General features: G+C 62.3%; 17 protein-coding genes. 8 read left to right on the top strand and 9 right to left on the bottom strand.

The features are described from left to right. The first annotated feature begins 102 nt into the window (after window positions 1-102). The 3 genes from RHE_RS18475 to RHE_RS18465 are packed head-to-tail and all read left to right on the top strand — an operon-like array spanning window position 103 to window position 3,051. Window positions 103-1,251: a Re/Si-specific NAD(P)(+) transhydrogenase subunit alpha gene (locus RHE_RS18475; protein ID WP_042119023.1), complete on the top strand. Its 1,149-nt coding sequence runs from the start codon at window positions 103-105 to the stop codon at window positions 1,249-1,251. Continuing rightward, window positions 1,251-1,649, top strand: a complete 399-nt coding sequence (locus RHE_RS18470; RefSeq protein WP_003582338.1) for a proton-translocating transhydrogenase family protein — start codon at window positions 1,251-1,253, stop codon at window positions 1,647-1,649. The genes RHE_RS18475 and RHE_RS18470 overlap by 1 nt, the downstream gene beginning before the upstream one ends. A gap of 7 nt (window positions 1,650-1,656) precedes the next feature. After that, entirely contained in the window at window positions 1,657-3,051 is a 1,395-nt protein-coding gene (locus RHE_RS18465; protein WP_011426825.1) for an NAD(P)(+) transhydrogenase (Re/Si-specific) subunit beta, read from the top strand. A 29-nt stretch (window positions 3,052-3,080) separates the two neighbouring features. On the opposite strand, the gene RHE_RS18460 is transcribed toward RHE_RS18465, so the two are convergent. The 5 genes from RHE_RS18460 to RHE_RS18440 all read right to left on the bottom strand — a co-directional run bounded on the left by RHE_RS18460 (window position 3,081) and on the right by RHE_RS18440 (window position 8,621). After that, window positions 3,081-3,563 (bottom strand): DUF992 domain-containing protein, encoded by a 483-nt coding sequence (locus RHE_RS18460; RefSeq protein WP_011426824.1) that lies wholly within the window; start codon window positions 3,561-3,563, stop codon window positions 3,081-3,083. Between the two features lie 58 nt (window positions 3,564-3,621). After that, complete coding sequence (locus RHE_RS18455) at window positions 3,622-5,274, bottom strand: sensor histidine kinase (protein WP_011426823.1); 1,653 nt, start codon at window positions 5,272-5,274, stop codon at window positions 3,622-3,624. Between the two features lie 425 nt (window positions 5,275-5,699). Continuing rightward, complete coding sequence (locus RHE_RS18450) at window positions 5,700-6,566, bottom strand: tetratricopeptide repeat protein (protein ID WP_011426822.1); 867 nt, start codon at window positions 6,564-6,566, stop codon at window positions 5,700-5,702. A gap of 135 nt (window positions 6,567-6,701) precedes the next feature. Then, entirely contained in the window at window positions 6,702-6,914 is a 213-nt protein-coding gene (gene rpsU, locus RHE_RS18445) for a 30S ribosomal protein S21 (RefSeq protein WP_003585885.1), read from the bottom strand. Window positions 6,915-7,070: 156 nt separating this feature from the next. Further along, window positions 7,071-8,621, bottom strand: a complete 1,551-nt coding sequence (locus RHE_RS18440; RefSeq protein ID WP_244425798.1) for an adenylate/guanylate cyclase domain-containing protein — start codon at window positions 8,619-8,621, stop codon at window positions 7,071-7,073. A gap of 332 nt (window positions 8,622-8,953) precedes the next feature. On the opposite strand from RHE_RS18440, the gene RHE_RS18430 reads away from it, so the two are divergent. Then, the gene (locus tag RHE_RS18430) at window positions 8,954-11,125 is read left to right on the top strand and encodes a CHASE2 domain-containing protein (protein WP_042119021.1); all 2,172 of its coding nucleotides are present in this window, start codon (window positions 8,954-8,956) and stop codon (window positions 11,123-11,125) included. Window positions 11,126-11,130: 5 nt separating this feature from the next. On the opposite strand, the gene RHE_RS18425 is transcribed toward RHE_RS18430, so the two are convergent. Then, window positions 11,131-12,144 carry a FecR family protein gene (locus RHE_RS18425; RefSeq protein ID WP_011426819.1) on the bottom strand — a complete coding sequence of 338 codons (1,014 nt, stop codon included), beginning with the start codon at window positions 12,142-12,144 and terminating at the stop codon, window positions 11,131-11,133. A 291-nt stretch (window positions 12,145-12,435) separates the two neighbouring features. On the opposite strand from RHE_RS18425, the gene RHE_RS18420 reads away from it, so the two are divergent. The 4 genes from RHE_RS18420 to RHE_RS18405 all read left to right on the top strand — a co-directional run bounded on the left by RHE_RS18420 (window position 12,436) and on the right by RHE_RS18405 (window position 17,671). Beyond that, a complete protein-coding gene (locus RHE_RS18420) occupies window positions 12,436-13,689 on the top strand; it encodes a sarcosine oxidase subunit beta family protein (RefSeq protein ID WP_011426818.1) in 1,254 nt (417 codons plus the stop codon). A 109-nt stretch (window positions 13,690-13,798) separates the two neighbouring features. Beyond that, on the top strand, window positions 13,799-14,140 hold the full coding sequence (locus tag RHE_RS18415; RefSeq protein WP_011426817.1) for a sarcosine oxidase subunit delta: 342 nt from the start codon (window positions 13,799-13,801) through the stop codon (window positions 14,138-14,140). Beyond that, window positions 14,137-17,130 (top strand): sarcosine oxidase subunit alpha, encoded by a 2,994-nt coding sequence (locus tag RHE_RS18410; RefSeq protein ID WP_011426816.1) that lies wholly within the window; start codon window positions 14,137-14,139, stop codon window positions 17,128-17,130. Before RHE_RS18415 ends, RHE_RS18410 begins: the two co-directional genes overlap by 4 nt. After that, window positions 17,123-17,671, top strand: a complete 549-nt coding sequence (locus RHE_RS18405; RefSeq protein WP_011426815.1) for a sarcosine oxidase subunit gamma — start codon at window positions 17,123-17,125, stop codon at window positions 17,669-17,671. The genes RHE_RS18410 and RHE_RS18405 overlap by 8 nt, the downstream gene beginning before the upstream one ends. A 146-nt stretch (window positions 17,672-17,817) precedes the next feature. Here RHE_RS18405 and RHE_RS18400 read toward each other — a convergent pair whose 3' ends face one another. The 3 genes from RHE_RS18400 to RHE_RS18390 form a co-directional block, all read right to left on the bottom strand. Beyond that, a complete protein-coding gene (locus RHE_RS18400; protein ID WP_011426814.1) occupies window positions 17,818-18,306 on the bottom strand; it encodes a MaoC family dehydratase in 489 nt (162 codons plus the stop codon). Between the two features lie 88 nt (window positions 18,307-18,394). Next, window positions 18,395-20,371 (bottom strand): glycogen debranching protein GlgX, encoded by a 1,977-nt coding sequence (glgX, locus tag RHE_RS18395; protein ID WP_011426813.1) that lies wholly within the window; start codon window positions 20,369-20,371, stop codon window positions 18,395-18,397. Window positions 20,372-20,383: 12 nt separating this feature from the next. Continuing rightward, entirely contained in the window at window positions 20,384-22,015 is a 1,632-nt protein-coding gene (locus tag RHE_RS18390; RefSeq protein ID WP_011426812.1) for an alpha-D-glucose phosphate-specific phosphoglucomutase, read from the bottom strand. Window position 22,016: the final 1 nt, after the last annotated feature.

The following is a 22,016-nucleotide window of genomic DNA, read 5'->3' as shown; positions in this document are numbered from 1 at the left end:
TCCGGACGGAAAGCCGCTTCGCACCTTTCCCGGAATTGCTCTAGGTGCTTGGCCTGCGCAGGCGAGCCTGCGGCGGTCTGGCTGACCCGGAGGAGGGGGCAGTTGGGCAATACTGTTTTCGTTGCAAAGGAAGTCACGGACGGGGAGACGCGTGTCGCGGCCTCCGCCGAGACCGTGAAGAAGCTGAAGGGCTTCGGTTTCGACGTCATCGTCGAGGCCGGCGCCGGTGCGGCTTCGCGCATTCCGGACGCTGAGTTCGAGGCCGTAGGCGCCAGGATCGGCAGTTTTGCCGATGCTGCCTCCGCCGACGTGGTGCTGAAGGTGCGCCGCCCGGGCACATCGGAAATCGCGGGTTACAAGAGCGGCGCTGTCGTCATTGCGATCATGGACCCCTACGGCAATGACGAGGCGATTGCCGCACTCGCAAGTGCCGGGCTTTCGGCTTTCGCCATGGAGTTGATGCCGCGCATCACCCGTGCACAGTCCATGGACGTGCTTTCGTCGCAGGCCAATCTTGCCGGCTATCAGGCGGTCATCGAGGCGGCGGCAGTCTATGACCGCGCCATGCCGATGATGATGACGGCGGCAGGCACCGTGCCGGCTGCCAAGGTCTTCGTCATGGGTGCCGGCGTCGCGGGTCTTCAGGCGATCGCCACCGCGCGCCGCCTCGGTGCGGCGGTCTCGGCCACCGACGTTCGCCCGGCCGCCAAGGAGCAGGTCGCCTCGCTCGGCGCCAAGTTCATCGCCGTCGAGGACGAGGAGTTCAAGGCGGCGGAAACGGCCGGTGGCTATGCCAAGGAAATGTCGGCAGACTATCAGGCAAAGCAGGCAGCGCTTGTGGCCGAACATATCGCCAAGCAGGATATCGTCATCACCACCGCTCTCATTCCCGGTCGCCCGGCGCCGCGGCTCGTCTCACGCGCCATGCTCGCCTCGATGAAGCCGGGTGCGGTCGCCGTCGATCTCGCGGTCGAGCGCGGCGGCAATATCGAGGGCGCTGTTGCCGGCGAGGTCGCCGATGTCGAAGGCGTCCAGGTGATCGGCTTCGCCAACATGCCGGGCCGGGTCGCGGCCAGCGCCTCGGCGCTCTACGCCAAGAACCTCGTCACCTTCCTCGAGACGATGGTCAACAAGGAAACGAAGGCGGTCGTCGTCAACCTCGACGACGAGCTCGTCAAGGCAACGATGCTGACCTATGCCGGTGACGTGGTTCATCCCGCCTTCGGCGGCGCGAAGAAGGGGGACATGTGATGGCCAGTGAAGCAATGGACAGAGCGCTGCAGCAGTTGAACGACGCCGTGACGGCCGTCGCCACTGCAGCCGCGCATGCCCCGGAAGCGGCAAGTGCGGCAACGGGCGGGGCCATCGATCCCTTCGTCTTCCAGCTGGCGATTTTCGTCTTGTCGATTTTCGTCGGCTATTACGTCGTCTGGTCGGTGACGCCGGCGCTGCATACGCCGCTGATGGCGGTGACCAACGCGATCTCCTCGGTCATCGTCGTCGGTGCGCTGCTGGCGGTCGGTATCTCCACAAGCGGGCTTGCGACCGGCTTCGGTTTCGTCGCCCTGGTTCTGGTTTCGGTCAACATCTTCGGCGGCTTCCTGGTCACTCAGCGCATGCTTTCGATGTACCGCAAGAAAGACAGGTGAGGGACCGATGACCAATATCGCAACTTTCCTCTACCTCGTCTCCGGCGTGCTTTTCATTCTGGCGCTGCGCGGCCTCTCCCATCCGGCCACCAGCCGCAAGGGCAATCTCTACGGCATGGTTGGCATGGGAATCGCCATCCTGACGACGCTGGTGCTGGCGACGCCCAACTTTGGCGGCTTCGTGCTGATCGTCCTCGGCCTTGCCATCGGCGGCAGCGTCGGCGCCTATGTCGCTCGCACCATCGCCATGACCTCGATGCCGCAGCTCGTCGCCGGCTTCCATTCGCTGGTCGGGCTTGCCGCCGTGCTGGTCGCGGCCTCCGCGCTTTATACGCCCGCCTCCTTCGGCATCGGCGAGATCGGCCATGTCCACACCGAGGCACGCATCGAGATGGCGCTCGGCGTTGCTATCGGGGCGCTGACCTTCACCGGCTCGATCATTGCCTTCCTGAAGCTCGACGGGCGCATGTCCGGTAAGCCGATCCTGCTGCCCTACCGGCATCTGATCAATGCGGCCCTGCTGGTGCTGATCGTGCTCTTCATTATCGGCCTTGCCGCTACCGAGAGCCATTTCGACTTCTGGGCGGTCGTGGCGCTGTCGCTGGCGCTCGGCGTTCTGCTGATCGTGCCGATCGGCGGCGCCGACATGCCGGTCGTCGTCTCGATGCTGAACTCCTATTCCGGCTGGGCTGCGGCCGGCATCGGCTTCACGCTCGGCAATCTGGCGCTGATCATCACCGGCGCGCTCGTCGGCTCCTCAGGCGCCATCCTGTCGTACATCATGTGCAAAGGGATGAACCGCTCCTTCGTCTCGGTCATTCTCGGCGGTTTCGGTGGCGAGACGGCGCCGGGTGGGACCGATACGTCAGACAGGACCGTCAAGCTCGGCTCCGCCGAGGATGCAGCCTATCTGATGGCGAATGCCTCCAAGGTCATCATCGTGCCGGGATACGGCATGGCGGTCGCCCAGGCTCAGCATGCGTTGCGCGAACTCGCCGATAATCTCAAGAAGAACGGCGTCGAGGTGAAATATGCGATCCACCCGGTCGCCGGCCGCATGCCAGGTCATATGAACGTGCTGCTGGCCGAAGCCAATGTTCCCTATGATGAGGTCTTCGAGCTCGAGGACATCAATTCGGAATTTGCCCAGGCCGACGTCGCCTATGTCATCGGCGCCAATGACGTCACCAATCCGGCAGCGCGCGACGACAAGACCTCGCCGATCTACGGCATGCCGATCCTCGACGTCGATCGGGCGAAGACCTGCCTGTTCGTCAAGCGCTCGCTTGGTTCGGGTTATGCCGGCATCGACAACACGCTGTTCTACAAGGACGGCACGATGATGCTACTCGGCGACGCTAAGAAAATGACCGAGGATATCAATAAGGCGATCGCGCATTGAGGATGCAGCCGCCCTTCGGGGCTGCTTTCTCATATCTCGCCCGGCACCAGCGTCATCTTCTCGACGCCGATCGCCAGGTTCAGCCCTTCCTGGGCCTGGACATTCAGCGGCTGCAGCATGAAGGCCTTATTGGTGCCTCCGGCGATCACTTTGGCGCCGGCGCCCGCACCGATGCTCGCATCGGCGCCGACACCGTAATATTCGCCGGCAAGAGCAAATTGCGGCATCTTGGTGCCGGTCTTTGCCAGCACCTGCCAGATCATCACGCTCTTGCCCGTCTGGCCGATGTCGAGGCCGAACTTCTCGATTTTTCCGGCATAGACGGCCTTGGCGCCCCCGGCTGCCGGCGTATACGTGCAGATGAGGTTCTTTTGCGAGGTGACGATCAGACCCTGACCGCCATCTGATCCGCAGACCAGACGGCCAAGCGTCACATAATTTTCCGCGCTCGCCGGGCTTGCCCAGGCAACCGCCGTCAGAGCCGCGGCGGCGATCATCGTTTGCTTGAACATGGTCCTTCTCCTTGAAAACGACCTGTTCGAACCGGTTGAGGTGGCGATTGTTCCTGGGTTATTCCCGCTCCAGCGTCGCGCGCTGGGCTGTCAGCACCCATAACAGGCCTTCGGGCCGGAAATCGACCTGCACCGTGCCTCGGAAGGCGGAAGCGGCATGCGCCTTGATGACGGTTGTGCCGAAGCCTGAGCGGGAGGGCTCTGTAACCGGCGGGCCGCCGCACTCCTCCCAGGTGAAGCGGAGCAGGGCATCCGGCTTGTTTTCGTCCCTGACATCGTGCCAGTCGAAGCGGACGCGGCCCTGCGGGACGGAGAGCGCGCCATATTTCACCGAATTGGTAGCGAGCTCATGCAGAGCAAGGCCGAGATTCTGCACCGCATCCGGCTTCAGGACGAAATCTTCGCCTGTGATTTCGATCTGTTCGCGCGATTGTGGGAAAGCCTGCAGATGGATGTCGACCACCCGCCGGAGCGACACGCCTCCCCATTGCTCGCTGGTCAGAAGCTCGATCGAACGTACTAGGCCCTCAAGGCGGTTGGCGACAGCGGCTTGAAAGGTTTCGACGCTGTCGGCCTGTTTGGCGAGCTGGCGCATCATGGCCTGAGCAAGCGTGAGAAGATTCTTGGTGCGGTGGACGAGTTCATGCATGACGAAGCGCAACCGGTCTTCGGTCTGGCTGCGATCGAATGAGGCATTCGAAAGAGCGATCGCCACCTGATTCGCCTCGGTGACGCTCGTTTCAACGGGTGAGACGATGTGGCCCTGGCCCATGCGGTTCGCCATGTCGGCGATCTCGCGGATGGTGGTGCGGACCTGTCTCGCGACGGCATAGGCGGCCAGCACCGCGACGATTACAAGCGCAACGCCTCCGATGATGAGAAAACGCCAGGTGCTGAGAATCGAAGCCTGCGCCACCGGCCCCCAGATCACCGTCTTCCAAGACCAGCCGGGAATTTGTGCATAGCCGAGAAGCATATGCGGCAGGATCGTCTTATCTTCGAAGACTCCCCGGGAAAAGCTAAGCGCCGGCAGGATGCGCGGATCGAAGGGCGTGCCGGGTTCGAGGGCGGCGGGGCCGGCGGCAACGACCACGTGACCGCTTTGATCGAGGACGGCGGCCGACCAGCCGGGGGCAAGACCTTGGGTCGTCACGAGCCTGCCGAGATCCTTGGCATCCTGTGTGACGATCAGGGCGGCGACCGGATCGTTCTTTCTTGGCAGGGTGACGTTATAGACCCATTCGCCGCTGGTTCTGCCGCGGAACACATCAGACGCCTCGATGCGACCGGAGTTTATGGCGGCATCGAGGGCGGCGATGTTTGCCGTCTTTCCGAGTACCGTACCGAAAGGCCGGCGTGTGTTCAGCAGTTGCTGACCGGCGCGGTCGACGGCGAGGACATAGAGCGTATTGTTCCGCAGAGCGGCTTCCGTGCGTTCGTGGAAGGAGGCGAAGTCGCCGTTTTCGAGTTCCGGGGAGCTCGACAGCAGCCGCAACGTCGTCGCCATGTCCTGAAGCTGGCGATCGATGATGCGCGAAAGGGCAAGCGCGTCCTGTGCCGTCTCGCGCTTCAGCGTCGAGCGCTGGTTGTCCTCCAGCTGCAGCAGAAGCAGCGCCACGAAGGCGAAGATCGGCAGCGCGATTGCCACCGCCATGGCGACCAGATAGGTGCCGATCGAAGCTTTGGGAAAAAACAATGCGACGATCTTCATTTATTGCGCGCCGCCGCCACAAGTCCCGGTATTGCCGCGTCCATTGTGCGTCTTGAAAGACGCGCGGCGCTGCTGTGCGCGCTGTCCGCAACCGTTTTCGTCTGCGGTCAGGAAAGCAAAGATCCGCATCTCTCGCAAACCGCCCTCACCATGTTTTCGCATACCCCGATAGCGGGCTATCGAAGCAGCCGCATGTTAGGGGGAGCAAAAGCAGGTTGCAATATCGTATGACATGCCATCGAAGACGGCGGCGGTTTTTCCGCCTCTCTTTCAAAGGCGATGCGGCCGCCTGCATGACAGACGCTCCCGCTGCTGGCGCTGCACGCGCGCACCGGGCCGGTCATCGATAAGGCGGTTTTGCCGGAGATTTCCCGCAACGCCAAGGTTCTGCGGCATCCGATGTTCCGGCTGCCCAATTCACATCCTTAGCCGGCTGGAGCGCCGACTCGGGCGAGACCATCGCGGGCCGGCTGGTATTTCGGGTCAAGCCCGACCGCATGGCGATAGGAGCGGGCCGCTTTTGCCTTGTCGCCGCGACGTTCGTAGACAAGAGCCTGGTTGGCCCAGGATTCGGCGATGTTGCCGTTGAGATCGATCGCGTGATTGAAATCGGCAAACGCGTTGTCGTCGTCATTCAGCGCGATGTAGGAGATGCCGCGGCCATTATAGGGCTCTGGTGAATTCGGGGCGAGCGAGATAGCCTTCGAGAAATCGTCGATTGCCTTATCCTGCTGATTGCGCTTCTGGTAGATCAGGCCACGATTGTGATAGGCGCGGCCATCGGTCGTGCCGAGCTGAATCGCCTTGCTGAAATCGTTGAAAGCCGCATCGTCCTGGCCTGCCATGCGATAGACATTGCCGCGGCCGATATAAGCGACGTCGTAGCTCGGATTGATCTGCAGGGCGGCGTTGTAGTCGGCAATCGCCTGCTGCTGCTGGCCCATGTTGCGATAGACCAGGGCGCGGTTGGCATAGGCCTGGAAGAAGCGCGGGTTGATCTGCAATGCCGTGTTGAAATCATTTAGCGCCTGGCGGAACTGGCCGCCGCGGCCATAGGCGGAACCGCGGACATTATACCCTTCGGGATCCCTCGGATTGGCATTGATAACGGCCGTCAGCGACGCAATGTTCTCTTCCGAGCCCTGCGCCTTGTCGATGCGGATTACGGCATCCGTGGTGTTGGTCGTCTCGCAGCCCGCGAGGCCGATCATGGCCGCCAGCGTCAAAGCCGGGAGGAATGCGGTTTTCTGAAAGCGCCAGGCGCGGGACGGATTGAAGGTGGTATCAGCCATTCGGGCTCGCTTTCCCCATGCGGCATATCCAATATCCGGATATGCGATCTTCAGCGGCAAACTAAAAAGGCGGGCGGCGAACCCATCGCCCCCGCCACAATGCATCTGAAAACGTCGAAAAAACGACGGCAACGCTTAGCGTGCGACCAGGCCTTCGCGCTGTGCGCGCTTGCGAGCCAGCTTGCGAACACGGCGAACAGCCTCGGCCTTTTCGCGAGCGCGCTTCTGCGACGGCTTCTCGTAGTAGTCGCGCATCTTCATTTCGCGGAAAATGCCTTCGCGCTGCATCTTCTTCTTGAGAGCGCGGAGAGCCTGATCAACATTGTTATCGCGGACAAGTACCTGCACGAGAATCACGTTCCTTTGGTTTGGTTGATGCCTGAGGCAGCGCAGCGCCAGGGGCAAAAATATAACGTTCGCGCGGCCGCAGCCTTGCGATTGGTGATGCGGGATAGCAGATCGAGTAGGGGAAGTCCAGATGGTTATCGGTGGCAGCTGGAAAAATCACATCTGCCCTGCATCCTGTCTCAAGCGAGCCGCTTCCGGCAAGGCGTCGTCCAGGGCGGCGATTGCCTCCTTGAGGGCCGTCCTGACCCGGAGTCGATCGGCAGGCTCCAGCCGGCTCATATCCAGATGCAGGTCGAGACCAGAGAGATGTTCGCTCAGAACGCGGCTCTTGTGGTCGGCGCCGAGCGTCAGTCCATCGACGGCATAGGGCACGACCTCGCGCTGGATGCCCTTCATGGTGATCGGCGGCAGGGGATGGGCGTCGACGATCTCGTTCACCAGCGCATAGGTTTCGTAGCTGATGACGATTTCCCCGCCTTGGGCGATCGACTGCAGCCTGGCCGCGAGATTGGCCTCCGCGCCGATGATCGTATAGTCCATGCGGTCATTGCTGCCGAAATTGCCAACGTTGCAGTAACCGCTGTTGATTCCCATGCGCACGACGAAAGGCTCCTCGGTCCCATTTCTGCGCCATCTATCCTTGAGCTCCCCGAGGCGGCGCTGCATGTCGACGGCCATGCGCAGGCAGGCCTTCGCATCTTCCTCCGGACCCTTCGTTTCCGGGTCGCCGAAGAACACCAGCATGGCATCACCGATGAACTTGTCCACCGTGCCGCCATGGGTGAGCGCAATATTCGACATTTCGGTCAGATATTCGTTGAGCATCTCCGTCAGCGCTTCCGGCTGCAGCCGCTCGGTGGTCGCGGTGAAATCCTTGATGTCGGAGAAGAAAATCGTCAGGCGCTTGCGCTCGGTATGAACGACGACGTCTTTCTGTCCGCTGAAGATGCTCTTATAGATCTGCGGCGAGAGATAGCGTGAAATCTTCAGGGAAACGCTCGCCAGGAATTCGTTGGCCGCTTCGAGATCCCGGTTGGCGCCATGGATCGCGCGGGCCTGCTGGCGCTGCAGCAGAATGAAGCTGAGGCCGATGACGGCGACAAAAAGAAAATAGCAGAGCAGATATTTGAAGGCGAAGACGTTGCTTGCATAGGGTTGCTTGATGATCACTTCCTGAATGCCGCGTACATCGCCGACCTTCCAATCGGTCTTCGGGCTTTCCGGGTGGGTGTTGTGACAGGCAACACAGGCCTGGCCCATGACGACGGGCGTGATGAACCGCAAGGTATCGGTCAATCCGACGCGGGTGAGGTCGCTCAACGTCTGCTGCGGATTGGCGCGCAACGCGCCAAGCGCTCGTTTCTCGAAATCGTCGAGCTCATGGGAAGCGCGGCTCTTGAACGGCAGATCGGAGACGAAGCGGTATGTGATGTTGGCCTGCTGCTCCTTGATGACGTCGCCGAGTTCCAGCGAAAGTGTTGCCGGCAGCGGGATGGCGCCTGGGATGTTGGCGTAGTTGTGGGAGACGACCGTGCCTGCGGTCGCGCCGCTGGCGTGCGCGGCCAGAACGCGTCCGACGATATTGGCGGAATAGTAGGAGCGGATGCTCGATATCAGCGAGCTCATATCGCGCGCCTGGCGTCTGAGGGTATTTCCTGAGAGATCGCTGATGTCGAACCAGACGGCAAGCGGCAGTCCTGCAAGCATCGCCAGCACGACGACGATCAGCCAATAGCCACTGCGGCGCACGGCGGTTTCGGAAATCACGGGGAGCCCCTCACTCTTCCATATAAAAGCATTCGCGCTTCGCGCCGTTACAAGAACATTTCACCGCGCGTCCGACAAGATCGAAGCCGTGTGGTCCAAGCAAAAGCGTGGTCGAACTGACGGCGTCGCCAAATTTGAAGATGCCGTTGCGCCGACCGGCGGGAAGCGGAAGGCTGGAACGCGAAAAGAAGCGTCGGCAGCGCATGGGCGAATGGCGTTCGGACAGAAAGCGGCGTAGCCTGTCGTTTGGCAGGGGGACACCGGTTGAGATGATGACGCGCGTGCAGCAAATCGGTGTCGTTATCGGGCTGATGATCGTGGCCGCGCTGACGATGCTGCGGGCAGACGATCCCGGGATCTTCAAGCTGATCCGTGGCGTGACCTTCGATGAGTATCAGCGCCTGCTTCCGAGAACATTCGAGCCCATGCCGGTCCGTGTGATCGATATCGACGAGGCGTCGTTGCGCGAATTCGGTCAATGGCCGTGGCCACGGGACCGGTTGGCCCTGCTGGTGGACCGGCTTTCTGACATGGGCGCGGCGGCCATCGCCTTCGACGTCCTCTTTTCAGAGCCGGACCGGCTGTCGCCGCGCAACGTCGTGCGCGAGGTCGCGGGGGTTGATCCGTCCCTGGCAGAGAAGCTTCCCGACAATGACGAAATCTTTGCCCGCTCGATCTCCGGCAAACCCGTCGTGCTCGGTTTCGGGCTTTCCAACGAGGGCAGTTACCGGCCGCCTGTCAAGGCGGGCTTTGCTTTCACCGGGGAAAGCCCCGTCTCGGCTCCGCCCTACCTTGCCGCATCGACGCCGCTCAGGCCGCAATTGGAAGCCAATGCCGCAGGGCTCGGCCACATCAGTCTGAATCCCGGCAATCCTTCGCCGGTGGTGCGGGCGGTGCCGTTGTTCCTGACTGACGGCGTGCAGCTCTATCCCAATCTCGCGGTCGAGGCGCTGCGCGTCGCGCAGGGTGTATCGACATATGTGTTGGCCGGCGCGCCCGATCGCGCCGGCGTGATGACATCGGCAAAGATCGGCGATTTCGTCGTGCCGCTGACGGCGGCGGGCGAATTCTGGCTCTATGTCAGCCCCGACCGGGCCGAGCGCTATATCTCCGCCCGCCAGGTGCTCGCCGCCGGAGGCGCGTCTCCTGAGGTCTCTGCCGCCGTTGACGGCAGCATCGTCTTCGTCGGCACCTCGGCGGCGGGCCTGCAGGACATCCGCGTCACGGCGCTCGGCGAGAATGTTCCCGGCGTTTCGATGCATGCGCAGGCCGTCGAACAGATTCTCTCCGGCCGTTTCCTGTCGCGGCCCGATTGGGCGGACGGGCTGGAAATCCTCACGATCGCGGTGCTCGGATGCCTGCTCGTCATGGTGACGACCTTCGTCAGTCCCGCCGTCGCACTGGTCTGCGGCCTGCTCATTACGGCAATGGCGCTCGTGGCCTCCTGGCTCTTCTTCCTCTATGCGGGGCTTCTTCTCGATCCGCTGGCGCCGATCATCAGTGGATCGATCACCCATTTTGCGGCAACCTCATTTCGCATTCTGGTGATCGACCGGGAAAGGCGCGAGGTGCGGCGCGCCTTCGGACATTATCTTTCTCCGTCACTGCTCCATCGCATCGAGCATAACCGCGATGCCTTGCGCCTCGGTGGAGATGACCGGGAGTTGACGGTGATGTTCGTCGACGTCAGGAACTTCACTGAGATCAGCGAACGGCTGGCGCCGACTGATGTCGTTGCCTTCCTGAATACATTGCTCGACGCGCTGAGCCGTCATGTCGTGGCTAACGAAGGTACTCTCGACAAGTTTATCGGCGATTCGATCATGGCATTCTGGAATGCGCCGGTTGATGTTGCGGATCACGAAACCAAGGCAGTTCGCACGGCGCTCGCCATGCGTGAGACACTCGCCGAACTGAACGCCAGCGACGCCTTCGGCTTCGGACCCGGTCAGGAGGTCGGCATCGGCATCGGCATCCATACCGGCGTTGCTTGCGTCGGCAATATGGGCGCCAAGACCCGCTTCAACTATTCGGCAGTCGGAGATGCGGTCAACGTCGCAGCCCGCATTGAATCGTCCTGCAAGGAAGTCGGCTTCGATATTCTCATCTCCGACAGCACCGCACGGTCAGTGCAGGGAATGGCGCTTATCGAAGCGGGCGCCCTTGCGCTCAAGGGGAAGAGCAGCCGGACACAGATCCTTGCCGTCGTCGGCGATGAGCGGGTGGCGGTATCCCAAGAATTCGCCGCGCTTGAGGTCGTTCACCGGCAGCTGATGCAGGCCCTGCAATCGCATTCCAGGAACAGCCGGAAGCTTATCGGTACGGCAAAGCTCAGGGCAGTGCAGGTGATCGGCGGATTGTCGGAATTCTACCAGCGCATATCCGGCAGGACCGATCATTTCCGCGAAGTGCCCGAGGGGATCGAAAAGAGCGCTGCAGACTGACGGCCTCAGCGCCCGCGATTGAAATTCCGATCCCTGTCGTGGTTGCGATCGTTGTCGTGATCATGATCATGATTGTGATCCCGATGTCCATGATGATCGCGGTCGTGTCCGCGATGATCCTCGCCGTGATTTCCGGGCTTGCCGTCATTGTCATGCCGGCCATGGCCATCATGCTTGTCCGGTCTATCCGGCTTGTCATGATGGGGCCTGTCATGATGATGATGGGGCTTATCGGGCTTGCTCGGTCGCTCCTTTTGCGGCTCGGCCTGTCTCTGTGGCGGATCCTGTCTCTGTGGAGCTGGGGCAATTGCCGGCGGAGGTCGCAATCTGTCCTTTCTTTCCGGTGCAACCGTGGCCATATTGCAGCCGCCGAGCATGCCGATGCCGCCTGCAAGCCGCTGGCTGCCGGAGAGGAAGGGGAGGGCGCGGGGATTTCCGAGCGTATCGAGAACGCTCGGATCGACCCGGCGGGCCGGCGACATAGCGCCGTTCGGCTTGGCGACGACGCAATCGCAGCGCTGCTGCAACTGGCGGCAGCCGCCCGGGCCGCAGAAGCTGGCCGCACCGTTCAGCAAGACGACGGCGGTGGTGCCGTCTTGGCCCACGTAGAAATCGAATGCGGTGCCGCGCACGCCGATGGTGCCGGCGGGCGTCAGAATCTGGTAGGCCGAGGATTGGGAATTGCCGCTGACCCAGCGAAAGGTACCTTTCGCTGCCTTAATGGTGAGTTTCTTGACGGATTGTGAATCGTCGAAGACATATTTGTCGATGACGACCGAGGAGCCCCAGCCGACCGCCAGCTTGGTACCGTCGCGAAACAGGAATTGGCCGAGTCCGGATTGTGATGTCCGGATACGCTCGTCGCGGTGAACGCTGGTGTTGACCTCAATCGGCCCGCCTTGTCCCGTCACCTCCGTCCTGATGACGACAGCCTGGCCGACCGGCTCTGCGGCGGGCGCCGGCAGCGCGCTGGGAAGCACGATGCAAAGCGCCGCGAGTAATGTATGCCGACCCCACATGATACATGTACCCCGGGAACACCGGGTGAATTAACATTTTAGCAACTGCATGTCTTCTCGCCCACTTGGGCTAGGGCGCGGCGGCGATCGACCGACGTGCGGCTTTTGCGTCAACTTCCGACGTCGGCTGAGATCCGCAGAATGGCTCCGGAAACGGCGCAGTTTCGGCATCATGTCGCATAGTGTCAAAACCAAAGCTCTTGCGCGTCGCAAAAGAGCCGTTGTGCCGCATTTGGATTTGCGATTTGTATGGGCGCGAGAACAGCCCTTGCCCGAAGGAGAAGAAGGCGGATGCGGAAATATTCGGTTTTTGCCGTGGCGCGGGAGGCCCTTCGCGGCCACAGAGGTTGGGAGAAGCAGTGGACTTCGCCGGAGCCGCGCGCCGAGTACGACGTCGTTATCATCGGCGCTGGCGGACATGGCTTGGGAGCCGCTTATTACCTTGCCAAGGAGCACGGTATCACCAATGTGGCGGTGATCGAGAAGGGTTGGCTCGGCGGCGGAAATACCGGGCGCAATACCACCATCATCCGCTCGAACTATCTCTATGAAGAGAGCATGCACATTTACGAGCACTCGATGAAGCTCTGGGAAGGGCTTTCACAGGAGCTCAACTACAATGTGATGTATTCGCCGCGCGGCGTGATGATGCTCTCGCACAATATTCACGACCAGCAGTCCTTCAAGCGACACATCCACGCCAACCGGCTCTACGGCATCGACAATGAATGGCTGACGCCGGAGCAGGCCAAGGCCTATTGTCCGCCGCTCGACATCTCCGCCAGCGCGCGCTATCCGATCAACGGCGCGGCGCTGCAGCGGCGCGGCGGCACGGCGCGGCACGATGCGGTGGCCTGGGGATATGCGCGGGCGGCCTCCGATCGAGGCGTGCACATCATTCAGAACTGCGAAGTGACCGGCATCCGGCGCGGTCCGGACGGACGGGTGACCGGGGTCGAGACCTCGCGCGGCTTCATCGGCGCCAGAAAGGTCGGCGTATCGGCCGCCGGCCATACATCGACAATAATGAAGATGGCGGATGTCCGCGTCCCGCTGCAATCGAGCCCGCTGCAGGCGCTGGTCTCCGAGCCGCTGAAGCCGATCTTCCCCTGCGTCGTCATGTCGAACACGGTGCATGCCTATATCTCGCAGTCCGACAAGGGCGAGCTTGTCATCGGCGCCGGTACCGACCAGTATAATTCCTATTCCCAGACCGGCGGGTTGCAGATCATCACGCATACGCTCGACGCCATCTGCGAACTCTTTCCGATGTTCCGGCGCGTGAAGATGATGCGGCAATGGGGCGGCATCGTCGACAATACGCCGGACCGTTCGGCGATCCAGTCGAAGACGCCGGTACCCGGGCTTTACGTCAATTGCGGCTGGGGCACCGGCGGCTTCAAGGCGACGCCCGGCTCGGCCAATCTCTTTGCGCACCTGATCGCCCGCGATGAAGCGCACAAGTTTAATGCCGGCCTGACGCTGGAACGCTTCCGCAGCGGCCGGCTGATCGATGAAGCGGCGGCTGCGGCGGTGGCGCACTGATGATGAACGTGTTCGCTCAAATGCCCGCTCCTTTCGTTATTCACGCCCTCATCCGCCTTGAACGTACCTTCTCCCGGCTCGGGAGAAGGGGAGGAGAAGGAAATCTCACATGCTGCTGATCCATTGCCCTTATTGTCAGGAAGAGCGTTCCGAGCTCGAATTCCGCGGCGCGGGTGACGCGCATATCGTGCGGCCGTCCGATATCGCCTCGATCTCGGACGAGGAATTCGAAGAGTATTTCTTTCTGCGCGACAACCCGAAGGGGCTGATCTTCGAGCGCTGGCGGCATATTCACGGCTGCGGCCGGTTCTTCAACGCGGCGCGCGATACGGTGAGCGACAAGTTCATCATCACCTACAAGGCAGGCGAGCCGAAGCCGCGGATCGGTGCCGAGGCCGAACAGCACGGGCCTGTCGAGACCTATGAAGCCGTGGAAGGAGAGGCGCAATGAGCGGCGCAAATCGTATCGTCGGCAAGGGGCGTCTGACGCCTGCAAAGACCGCGCGCTTCAGCTTCGACGGCAAGAGCTATACGGCGCTCGAAGGCGATACCGTCGCCTCGGCGCTGATCGCCAACGGCATTCATCTCGTCGGCCGTTCGTTCAAATACCACCGGGCACGCGGTATTCTGTCCGCAGGGGCCGAGGAGCCGAACGCGCTGATCGACGTCGCCCGCGACAAGGCGCGCAAGCAGCCGAACGTGCGCGCCACAGTGCAGGAAATCTTCGACGGCATGATCGTCCAGTCGCAGAACCGCTGGCCCTCGCTTGCCTATGACGTCGGTGCGGTCAACAATCTGATGTCGCCGTTCTTCGCCGCCGGCTTCTATTACAAGACCTTCATGTGGCCGCGCGCCGCCTGGAAACACGTCTACGAGCCGTTCATTCGCCGCGCTGCCGGTCTCGGCGTCGCGCCGACGGAGGAGGATCCGGACCATTATGCCAGCCGTTACGCCCATTGCGACGTGCTGGTAGTCGGCGCCGGTGTTGCCGGGCTTTCGGCGGCGCTGGCCGCGGCCGAGACCGGTGCGAAGGTAATCGTGTGCGACGAGCAGGCGGAAGCAGGCGGAGCGTTGCGCTACGATGCCGGCGTGACCATCGACGGACAGGACGGTTACGCCTGGGCACAGAAGACCGCGGCGCGGCTGAAGGCGATGGACAATGTCGAAGTGCTCATCCGCACGACCGCCTTCGGTTACTACAACCACAATTTCGTCGGCCTTGCCGAACGCGTCACCGATCATATCGCCAAACCATCGAGCGATCTGCCGCGCGAACGGCTGTGGCAGGTCCGCGCCAAGCGGGTGATCCTCGCCACCGGCGCGATCGAGCGGCATATGGTATTTCCGAACAACGACCGGCCCGGCATCATGCTGGCTTCGGCGGGGCGGATGTATCTCAATCATTACGGCGTTGCCGTCGGAAGCAATATCGGCATCTACACGGCGCATGACTCCGCCTATGAGGCGGCTTTCGATCTGAAGCGGGCCGGCGTGTCGATCGCCGCCATCGTCGATTGCAGGCAGGCGCCGGGAGCGGCGGTGCTGGCAGAGGCGCGTTCGCTCGGCATCGATGTTCTCACAGGCCAGTCGGTCGTCAACACGGCAGGGCGGCTGCGCATCTCATCGATGACGGTGGCGCGCAATGGCGGCGGCTCGCCGCGCAAGATCGCGGTCGACGCGCTTCTGGTTTCGGCCGGCTGGACGCCATCCGTGCACCTGTTCTCGCAGTCGCGCGGCAAGGTGGCCTTCGAAGCGGAAAGTCAGCGCTTCTTGCCCGGCACCTATGCGCAGGATTGCCTGTCGGTCGGCGCCTGCAACGGCACAGACGACTTGCAGCGGACGGTCGAGGAATCGCTTGCTGCCGGCGAACTGATGGCGCAGGCCGCCGGCAAGAGCGGCGGCGGGAAAATCACGATCTCGGCCGAGCAGCCCTATGACTGGACGGGCGGGATGATCGGCGCTGCCGAAGGCGCCGGGCCGAAGACGAACGCCAAAGCCTTCATCGATTTCCAGCACGATGTCTGCGCCAAGGATATCCGCCTTGCCGTGCGCGAAGGCATGCACTCGATCGAGCATATCAAGCGGTTCACGACCAATGGCATGGCCTCGGACCAGGGGAAGCTTTCCAACATGCATGGCCTGGCGATTGCCGCGGAAATGCTTGGCAAGGAAATCCCGCGTGTCGGTCTCACCACCTTCCGCGCGCCCTACACGCCGGTGACCTATGGTACGTTGATCGGCCATTCGCGCGGAAAGCTGTTCGATCCGACGCGCAAGACGCCGCTGCATGGCTGGGAAGAGGCCCATGGCGCCGTTTTCGAAGACGTCGGCAACTGGAAACGCGCCTGGTTCTATCCGCGTGCCGGCGAGAACATGCATCAGGCGGTTGCGCGCGAGTGCCGCACGGCCCGCGAGTCGGCAGGGATCTTCGATGCGTCGACGCTCGGCAAGATCGAGGTTGTAGGCCCGGATGCGGCGAAATTCCTCAACCTTATCTACACCAATGCCTGGGACACGCTGAAGCCCGGCAAGGCGCGCTACGGCATCATGACGCGTGAGGACGGCTTCGTTTATGACGATGGCGTCGTCGGCCGCCTGGCGGAGGACCGTTTCCATGTGACGACGACAACAGGCGGAGCGCCGCGTGTTCTCCATCACATGGAAGATTACCTGCAGACGGAATTCCCGGATCTGAAGGTGTGGCTGACCTCGGTGACCGAACAATGGGCTGTCATCGCCGTACAGGGACCGAAGGCGCGCGAGATCGTCGAGCCTCTCGTCGAAGGGCTCGATCTTTCGAACGAGGCCTTCCCGCATATGAGCGTTGCCGAGTGCACGGTCTGCGGCGTACCGGCGCGGCTCTTCCGCGTTTCCTTCACCGGTGAAATCGGTTTCGAAATCAACGTGCCGGCCGATTACGGCCAGTCGGTGCTCGAAGCGGTCTGGGCCAATGCCGAACCGCTCGGCGCCTGCGTCTACGGTACGGAGACGATGCACGTTCTTCGCGCCGAGAAGGGCTATATCATCGTCGGCCAGGATACGGACGGGACCGTGACCCCCGACGACGCAGGCGTCGCCTGGGCCGTTTCGAAGAAGAAGAAGGACTTCGTCGGCATTCGCGGGCTGCAGCGGCCGGACCTCGTCAAGGAGGGGCGCAAGCAACTCGTCGGCCTCGTCACCAAGGACCAGAAGCTGGTGCTCGAAGAAGGCGCGCAGGTCGTCGCGAGCCCGAACGAGCCGAAGCCGATGACGATGCTCGGCCACGTCACATCGGCCTATTGGTCGGAAAATTGCGGCAGGTCGATCGCCTTCGCGCTGGTCGCCGGCGGCCGGGCGCGAATGGGCGAGACGCTTTATGTGCCGATGCCGGACCGGACAATCGCTGTCGAAGTGACGGACCTGGTGTTCTTTGACAAGGAAGGAGGCCGCATTCATGGCTGATGTCGCAATTCGCAAACCGGCGTTGGCCGGCCGTCTCGGCGGCTCCGCCACCGTGCGCCTGGCCGTCGCACCGCCCGCGAGCCGCGTGGCGCTGCGCGCGCCGGCAGGGTCGCTTAAAGCAATTTCTTTGGCTCTCGGCCTGTCTGTGCCGACCACTCCGAAAACGTCCGGCCGCGCCGGTGCGCGCTCGGCGCTCTGGATCGGGCCGGACGAGTGGCTGTTGATCGACGAAGCGGGCGGCGATCTGATGGCGGCATGTTCCAGCGCCGGCGCGCTGCATTCCGCGACAGACGTCTCCCACCGCAACGTGGCGGTTATCGTTTCCGGGCCGGGTGCGGAGGCCACGCTCGCGGCCGGCTGCCCGCAGGATCTGTCGCTGTCTTCCTTTCCGGTCGGCGCCGCCTCGCGGACCGTTTTCGGCAAGGCAGAGATCGTGCTTTTTCGCACGGAAGAGGACACGTTCCGCGTGGAGTGCTGGCGGTCGTTTTCCGATTACGTCTTCGGGCTCTTGGCCGAGGCGGCGGAAGATGCCGGGCTTTGAGGCTTTGAAGGCCGGTTGCTTAAGAACCAGATGAGATTTTCAGGGCCGCAAATGACAGTTGCGGCCCATTTCGTACCAATGTGTGGCATCCGTGATGGATGCGGGAAGCCGTCGTCAATCGAGCTGGGTAGGAAAGCGGCTCTTGCCTACGCGTCTTCTGGGCGGTCCTTCGGATCAAATTGGATGATGGTGATCCATTTTGCCATCAGCGCCGGCTTCTTCTCGTTTTCGATTTCGATCGTCACGTCATAGGTGGTCATCAGCATGCCGCCGCCGCGGAAGCGGGCGTCGCAGAGCAGGAAGCGGCCGCGCACGCGGGCGCCGCTCCTGACCGGCGTCATGAAGCGGACGCGGTCGAAACCGTAGTTGATGCCCATTGTCTGCTCGCGCACTTTCGGCAGGCAATTGTAGTTCATCGCCGACAATAGGGACAGCGTCAGGAAACCATGGGCGATGGTGCCGCCGAAGGGGCTTTCGGCTGCCGCACGCTCGGGATCGACATGAATGAACTGATGGTCGTCGGTCGCCCCCGCAAAGGCGTCGATCATTGTCTGGTCAACGGTGATCCAATCCGAAAGACCCGTTTCCATGCCGATCAATCCCCGCACGTCGGAGAGTGAAATTTCCGTGACCATGAATTCCTCGTGAGAAAAGCCGCCGGGCAAGCCTTATCGTGCATTTATGACAATTGCGACAAGGATTTGCGTGCGTGGGGGGAGGCGGTCATTTTTCTACGAAAAAGGCAACGGAGCGTGGCTTGACGGTCACGCGGGCGTCGGCCCTCTTTGCTCCCTCCGGCGTCAGTTGGCGCCAGTCCGGCTCGTTTCCCGACGGGAGCGTAAAGAGCTGGCGGCTCTCCGAGCGATTGAAAAGCACGGCAAGCCGGGTGTTCCTGCCGCGCGAGGAGCGGTCGCCGGTGGCGAGCAGCATGCCAAGCGTCGAAAGCGACGGCGTCTCCCATTCGGCAACGGTCATCGGTTCGCCGGAGAGTGAGATCCATTCGACATCGCCATTGCCGGAGAGGAAGCCTGTTTCGGAAAAAACAGTGAAGCGGCGGCGCAGTCCTGCGACGAAAGCGGTATGGGCGATAAGATCCTGATTGAGCGCCTTCCAGTCCAGCCAGGTGATCTCATTGTCCTGGCAATAGGCGTTGTTGTTGCCGCGCTGGCTGCGGCCGCCCTCGTCACCCGCCGTCAGCATGATGCTGCCGCGACTGGCAAAGAGCGTCGATATCAGCGCCATCACGTCACTGATCCGGCGCTTACGGATTGTGGGATAGAGGGTCTCACCCTCGACGCCATTGTTCCAGGAATGGTTCTCGTTGTGGCCGTCCCGATTGTGCTCGCCGTTGGCGTCATTGTGTTTGCCGGCATAGGAGACGAGGTCCATCAGCGTGAAGCCGTCATGGGCGGCGAGGAAATTGACGCTGCGTGTGCCTTTGCCATCGTTTCGAGAGAAGATGTCGGAGGAACCGGCAAGCGCCGTCGCGAGCGAGCCGGTCTTCCATTGGTCGCCACGCCAGTAGCAGCGCAGATCGTCGCGCACCCTATCGTTCCATTCGAGGAAGGGCGGCGGGAAGTTGCCGAGTTGGTAACCACCCGGGCCGATATCCCAGGGTTCGGCAATCATGATGCGGTCGGCGAGCAGATCATCGGCGAGGATCGCAGCGAGCGTCCCGCCGTCGCGCTCAAAGCCGCTTGCGGTGCGGCCCAGCACCGGGGCGAGGTCGAAGCGGAAACCATCGACACCGGCGTTGAGTACGAAATGGCGCAGGCTGTCGATGACGAGGCGCCTGACCTCGGTATGATCGCAGGCGATCGTGTTGCCGGTGCCGGTGTCGTTGACGAGTTCGCCGGGGCTGTTTTGGGCGTGGCGGTAATAATGCAAGTTGTCGAGGCCGCGCAGCGACAGCGTCGTGCCATAGCGGTCGCTCTCGCCGGTATGGTTGAAGACCAGATCGAGGATGACGGCGATGCCTTCGGCATGGAGGGCGGCAACGGTCTTGCGCAGCTCCGCCATGCCGCCGGGGACAATTCGCGGATCAAGCGCCATCAAGCCGACGGGATTGTAGCCCCAGCCGTTGGTCAGGCCGAGCGGCGGCAGGTGGCGCTCATCGATCCACGCCGAAATCGGCATCAGTTCGACGGCATCGACACCGATCCGCTTCAGATGCGCGATGACGGAGGGATGAGCAAGGGCTGCGACGGTGCCGCGTTCGGCTTCCGGCACATCGGGGTGAAGGATAGTGAAGGGCCGCACCGCCACTTCATAGATAAAACCGCCCGCTTTGAAGAGCGGCTTGTCGATTGCGGCTGGGGTATCGGTGGTGACGATCGCCTTCGGCATCAGATCCTGGCTGTCTTCTCCGTAGAGCCCGAGGCGGGGGTCGTAACGGAACGGCCGGTCGATTTCCTTGGCGTAGGGATCGATCAGCAGTTTGGACGGATCGAACCAGAGGCCGTTGTCGGGCGCATAGATGCCGTCGGCGCGATAGCCGTAGCGGGCGCCTTGCCCGAGGCCGCCGACGAAGAGGCGATGGATGTGGTTGCCATCGCGGGCCATCGGCAGGCGCGCGAATTCCCTGTTGCCGTCATCTTCGAAGAGGCAGAGTTCGATCTGCGCGGCATGATGCGACCACACGGCAAATTCGACGCCGGTCTCGAAGACGATCGCGCCCCGCGCCGAATTGCTGTCCCGCATGTTCCCCCCGGATCAGGTGATCACGGTTGGCTCATCGCGTCCCGTGCGCTCACGAATGCTGGCAATGCTCTCGGCGGCCGCAATCAGATCGGCGAGCGCTTCTTGCGTTTCGATGTTGTGACGAGTCGAATCCGGCTCGTAGCGCTCGATATAGACACGCAAGGTTGCGCCAGACGTGCCGGTGCCCGACAGGCGAAAGACGACGCGGGAGCCGCCCTCGAAGAGCACACGGATGCCCTGATGTTCGCTGACGGACTTGTCGATCGGATCATGATAGGCAAAATCGTCGGCCTCCTCGACCCTCAGGCTGCCGAAGCTCTTGCCGGGCAGGGTAGAGAGCTGGCTGCGGAGATTGTCCATCAGGTCGTTCGCCGCGCCGGTGTCCAAGCCTTCATAGTCGTGGCGCGAGTAATAGTTGCGGCCGTAGGTCTGCCAGTGCTGGGTGACGATGTCGGCGACGCTCTCGCCGCGTACGGCAAGGATGTTCAGCCACAGCAGCACAGCCCAGAGGCCATCCTTCTCACGGACATGACTGGAGCCGGTGCCGGAGCTTTCCTCACCGCAGATCGTCGCCATGCCGGCGTCGAGCAGGTTGCCGAAGAACTTCCAGCCGGTCGGCGTCTCATACATGCCGATGCCGCGTTTTTCGGCAACGCGGTCGGCCGCGCCCGATGTCGGCATCGACCGGGCGATGCCGGCGAGGCCGCCGGAATAGCCGGGGGCGAGGTTGGCATTTGCGGCAAGGATCGCCAGACTGTCGGAAGGGGTGACGAAGATGCCGCGGCCGATGATGAGGTTGCGGTCGCCGTCGCCATCGGAAGCCGCGCCGAAATCGGGCGCGTCCTCGCCCATCATCTCGTCGAAGAGTTCCTTGCAGTGAACAGGGTTCGGATCGGGATGATGGCCGCCGAAATCCGGCAGAGGCATGAAGTTGCGCACCGAACCCAGGGGCGCGCCGAGGCGATTTTCGAAGATTTCCTTGGCATAGGGGCCGGTGACGGCGCTCATGCCGTCGAAAGCGATGCGGAAGCCGAGGCTGATCAGGTTGCGAATGGCGCCGAAATCGAACAGCTCTTCCATCAGCGCGGCATAGTCCTCGACGGGGTCGATGACCGAGAGGATCATGCCGCCGGGAAGCTCGTCCTTGCCGATGCGGTCGAGATTGACGTCGGCGAAATCGGCGATCTTGTAGCTGTCGATCGTCCTGGAGCGCGCATAGATCGCGTCGGTGATCTTTTCCGGCGCCGGGCCGCCATTGTTGATATTGTATTTGATGCCGAAGTCTTCGGTCGGGCCGCCGGGATTGTGGCTGGCGGAGAGAATGATGCCGCCGAAGGCCTTGTACTTGCGAATGATGTGGGACGCGGCCGGCGTCGACAGAATGCCGCCCTTGCCGACCATGACCTTGCCGAAGCCGTTGGCGGCGGCCATCTTGATCGCTTTCTGGATGACTTCGCGATTGTAGTAACGTCCGTCGCCGCCGATGACGAGGCACTTGCCCTGATAGCCTTCCAGCGAATCGAAGATCGACTGAATGAAATTCTCCGCATAATTCGGCTGCTGGAAGACCGGAACCTTCTTGCGCAGACCCGATGTGCCGGGTTTCTGGTCCAGATAGGGCGTGGTGGGTACGGACTTGATCATT

It is taken from the genome of Rhizobium etli CFN 42 (assembly GCF_000092045.1).
GTDB lineage: Bacteria > Pseudomonadota > Alphaproteobacteria > Rhizobiales > Rhizobiaceae > Rhizobium > Rhizobium etli.
This window is presented reverse-complemented; position numbering and strand designations above follow the sequence as displayed.

Bases quoted from the DNA above. Each gene is read 5' to 3' on its own strand.
- RHE_RS18470 (WP_003582338.1), top strand. From the start codon at position 1,251: ATGGCCAGTGAAGCAATGGACAGAGCGCTGCAGCAGTTGAACGACGCC.
- RHE_RS18465 (WP_011426825.1), top strand. From the start codon at position 1,657: ATGACCAATATCGCAACTTTCCTCTACCTCGTCTCCGGCGTGCTTTTC.
- RHE_RS18460 (WP_011426824.1), bottom strand. From the start codon at position 3,563: ATGTTCAAGCAAACGATGATCGCCGCCGCGGCTCTGACGGCGGTTGCC.
- RHE_RS18455 (WP_011426823.1), bottom strand. From the start codon at position 5,274: ATGAAGATCGTCGCATTGTTTTTTCCCAAAGCTTCGATCGGCACCTAT.
- RHE_RS18450 (WP_011426822.1), bottom strand. From the start codon at position 6,566: ATGGCTGATACCACCTTCAATCCGTCCCGCGCCTGGCGCTTTCAGAAA.
- RHE_RS18440 (WP_244425798.1), bottom strand. From the start codon at position 8,621: ATGCTTGCAGGACTGCCGCTTGCCGTCTGGTTCGACATCAGCGATCTC.
- RHE_RS18430 (WP_042119021.1), top strand. From the start codon at position 8,954: ATGACGCGCGTGCAGCAAATCGGTGTCGTTATCGGGCTGATGATCGTG.
- RHE_RS18425 (WP_011426819.1), bottom strand. From the start codon at position 12,144: ATGTGGGGTCGGCATACATTACTCGCGGCGCTTTGCATCGTGCTTCCC.
- RHE_RS18420 (WP_011426818.1), top strand. From the start codon at position 12,436: ATGCGGAAATATTCGGTTTTTGCCGTGGCGCGGGAGGCCCTTCGCGGC.
- RHE_RS18415 (WP_011426817.1), top strand. From the start codon at position 13,799: ATGCTGCTGATCCATTGCCCTTATTGTCAGGAAGAGCGTTCCGAGCTC.
- RHE_RS18410 (WP_011426816.1), top strand. From the start codon at position 14,137: ATGAGCGGCGCAAATCGTATCGTCGGCAAGGGGCGTCTGACGCCTGCA.
- RHE_RS18405 (WP_011426815.1), top strand. From the start codon at position 17,123: ATGGCTGATGTCGCAATTCGCAAACCGGCGTTGGCCGGCCGTCTCGGC.
- RHE_RS18400 (WP_011426814.1), bottom strand. From the start codon at position 18,306: ATGGTCACGGAAATTTCACTCTCCGACGTGCGGGGATTGATCGGCATG.
- glgX (WP_011426813.1), bottom strand. From the start codon at position 20,371: ATGCGGGACAGCAATTCGGCGCGGGGCGCGATCGTCTTCGAGACCGGC.
- RHE_RS18390 (WP_011426812.1), bottom strand. From the start codon at position 22,015: ATGATCAAGTCCGTACCCACCACGCCCTATCTGGACCAGAAACCCGGC.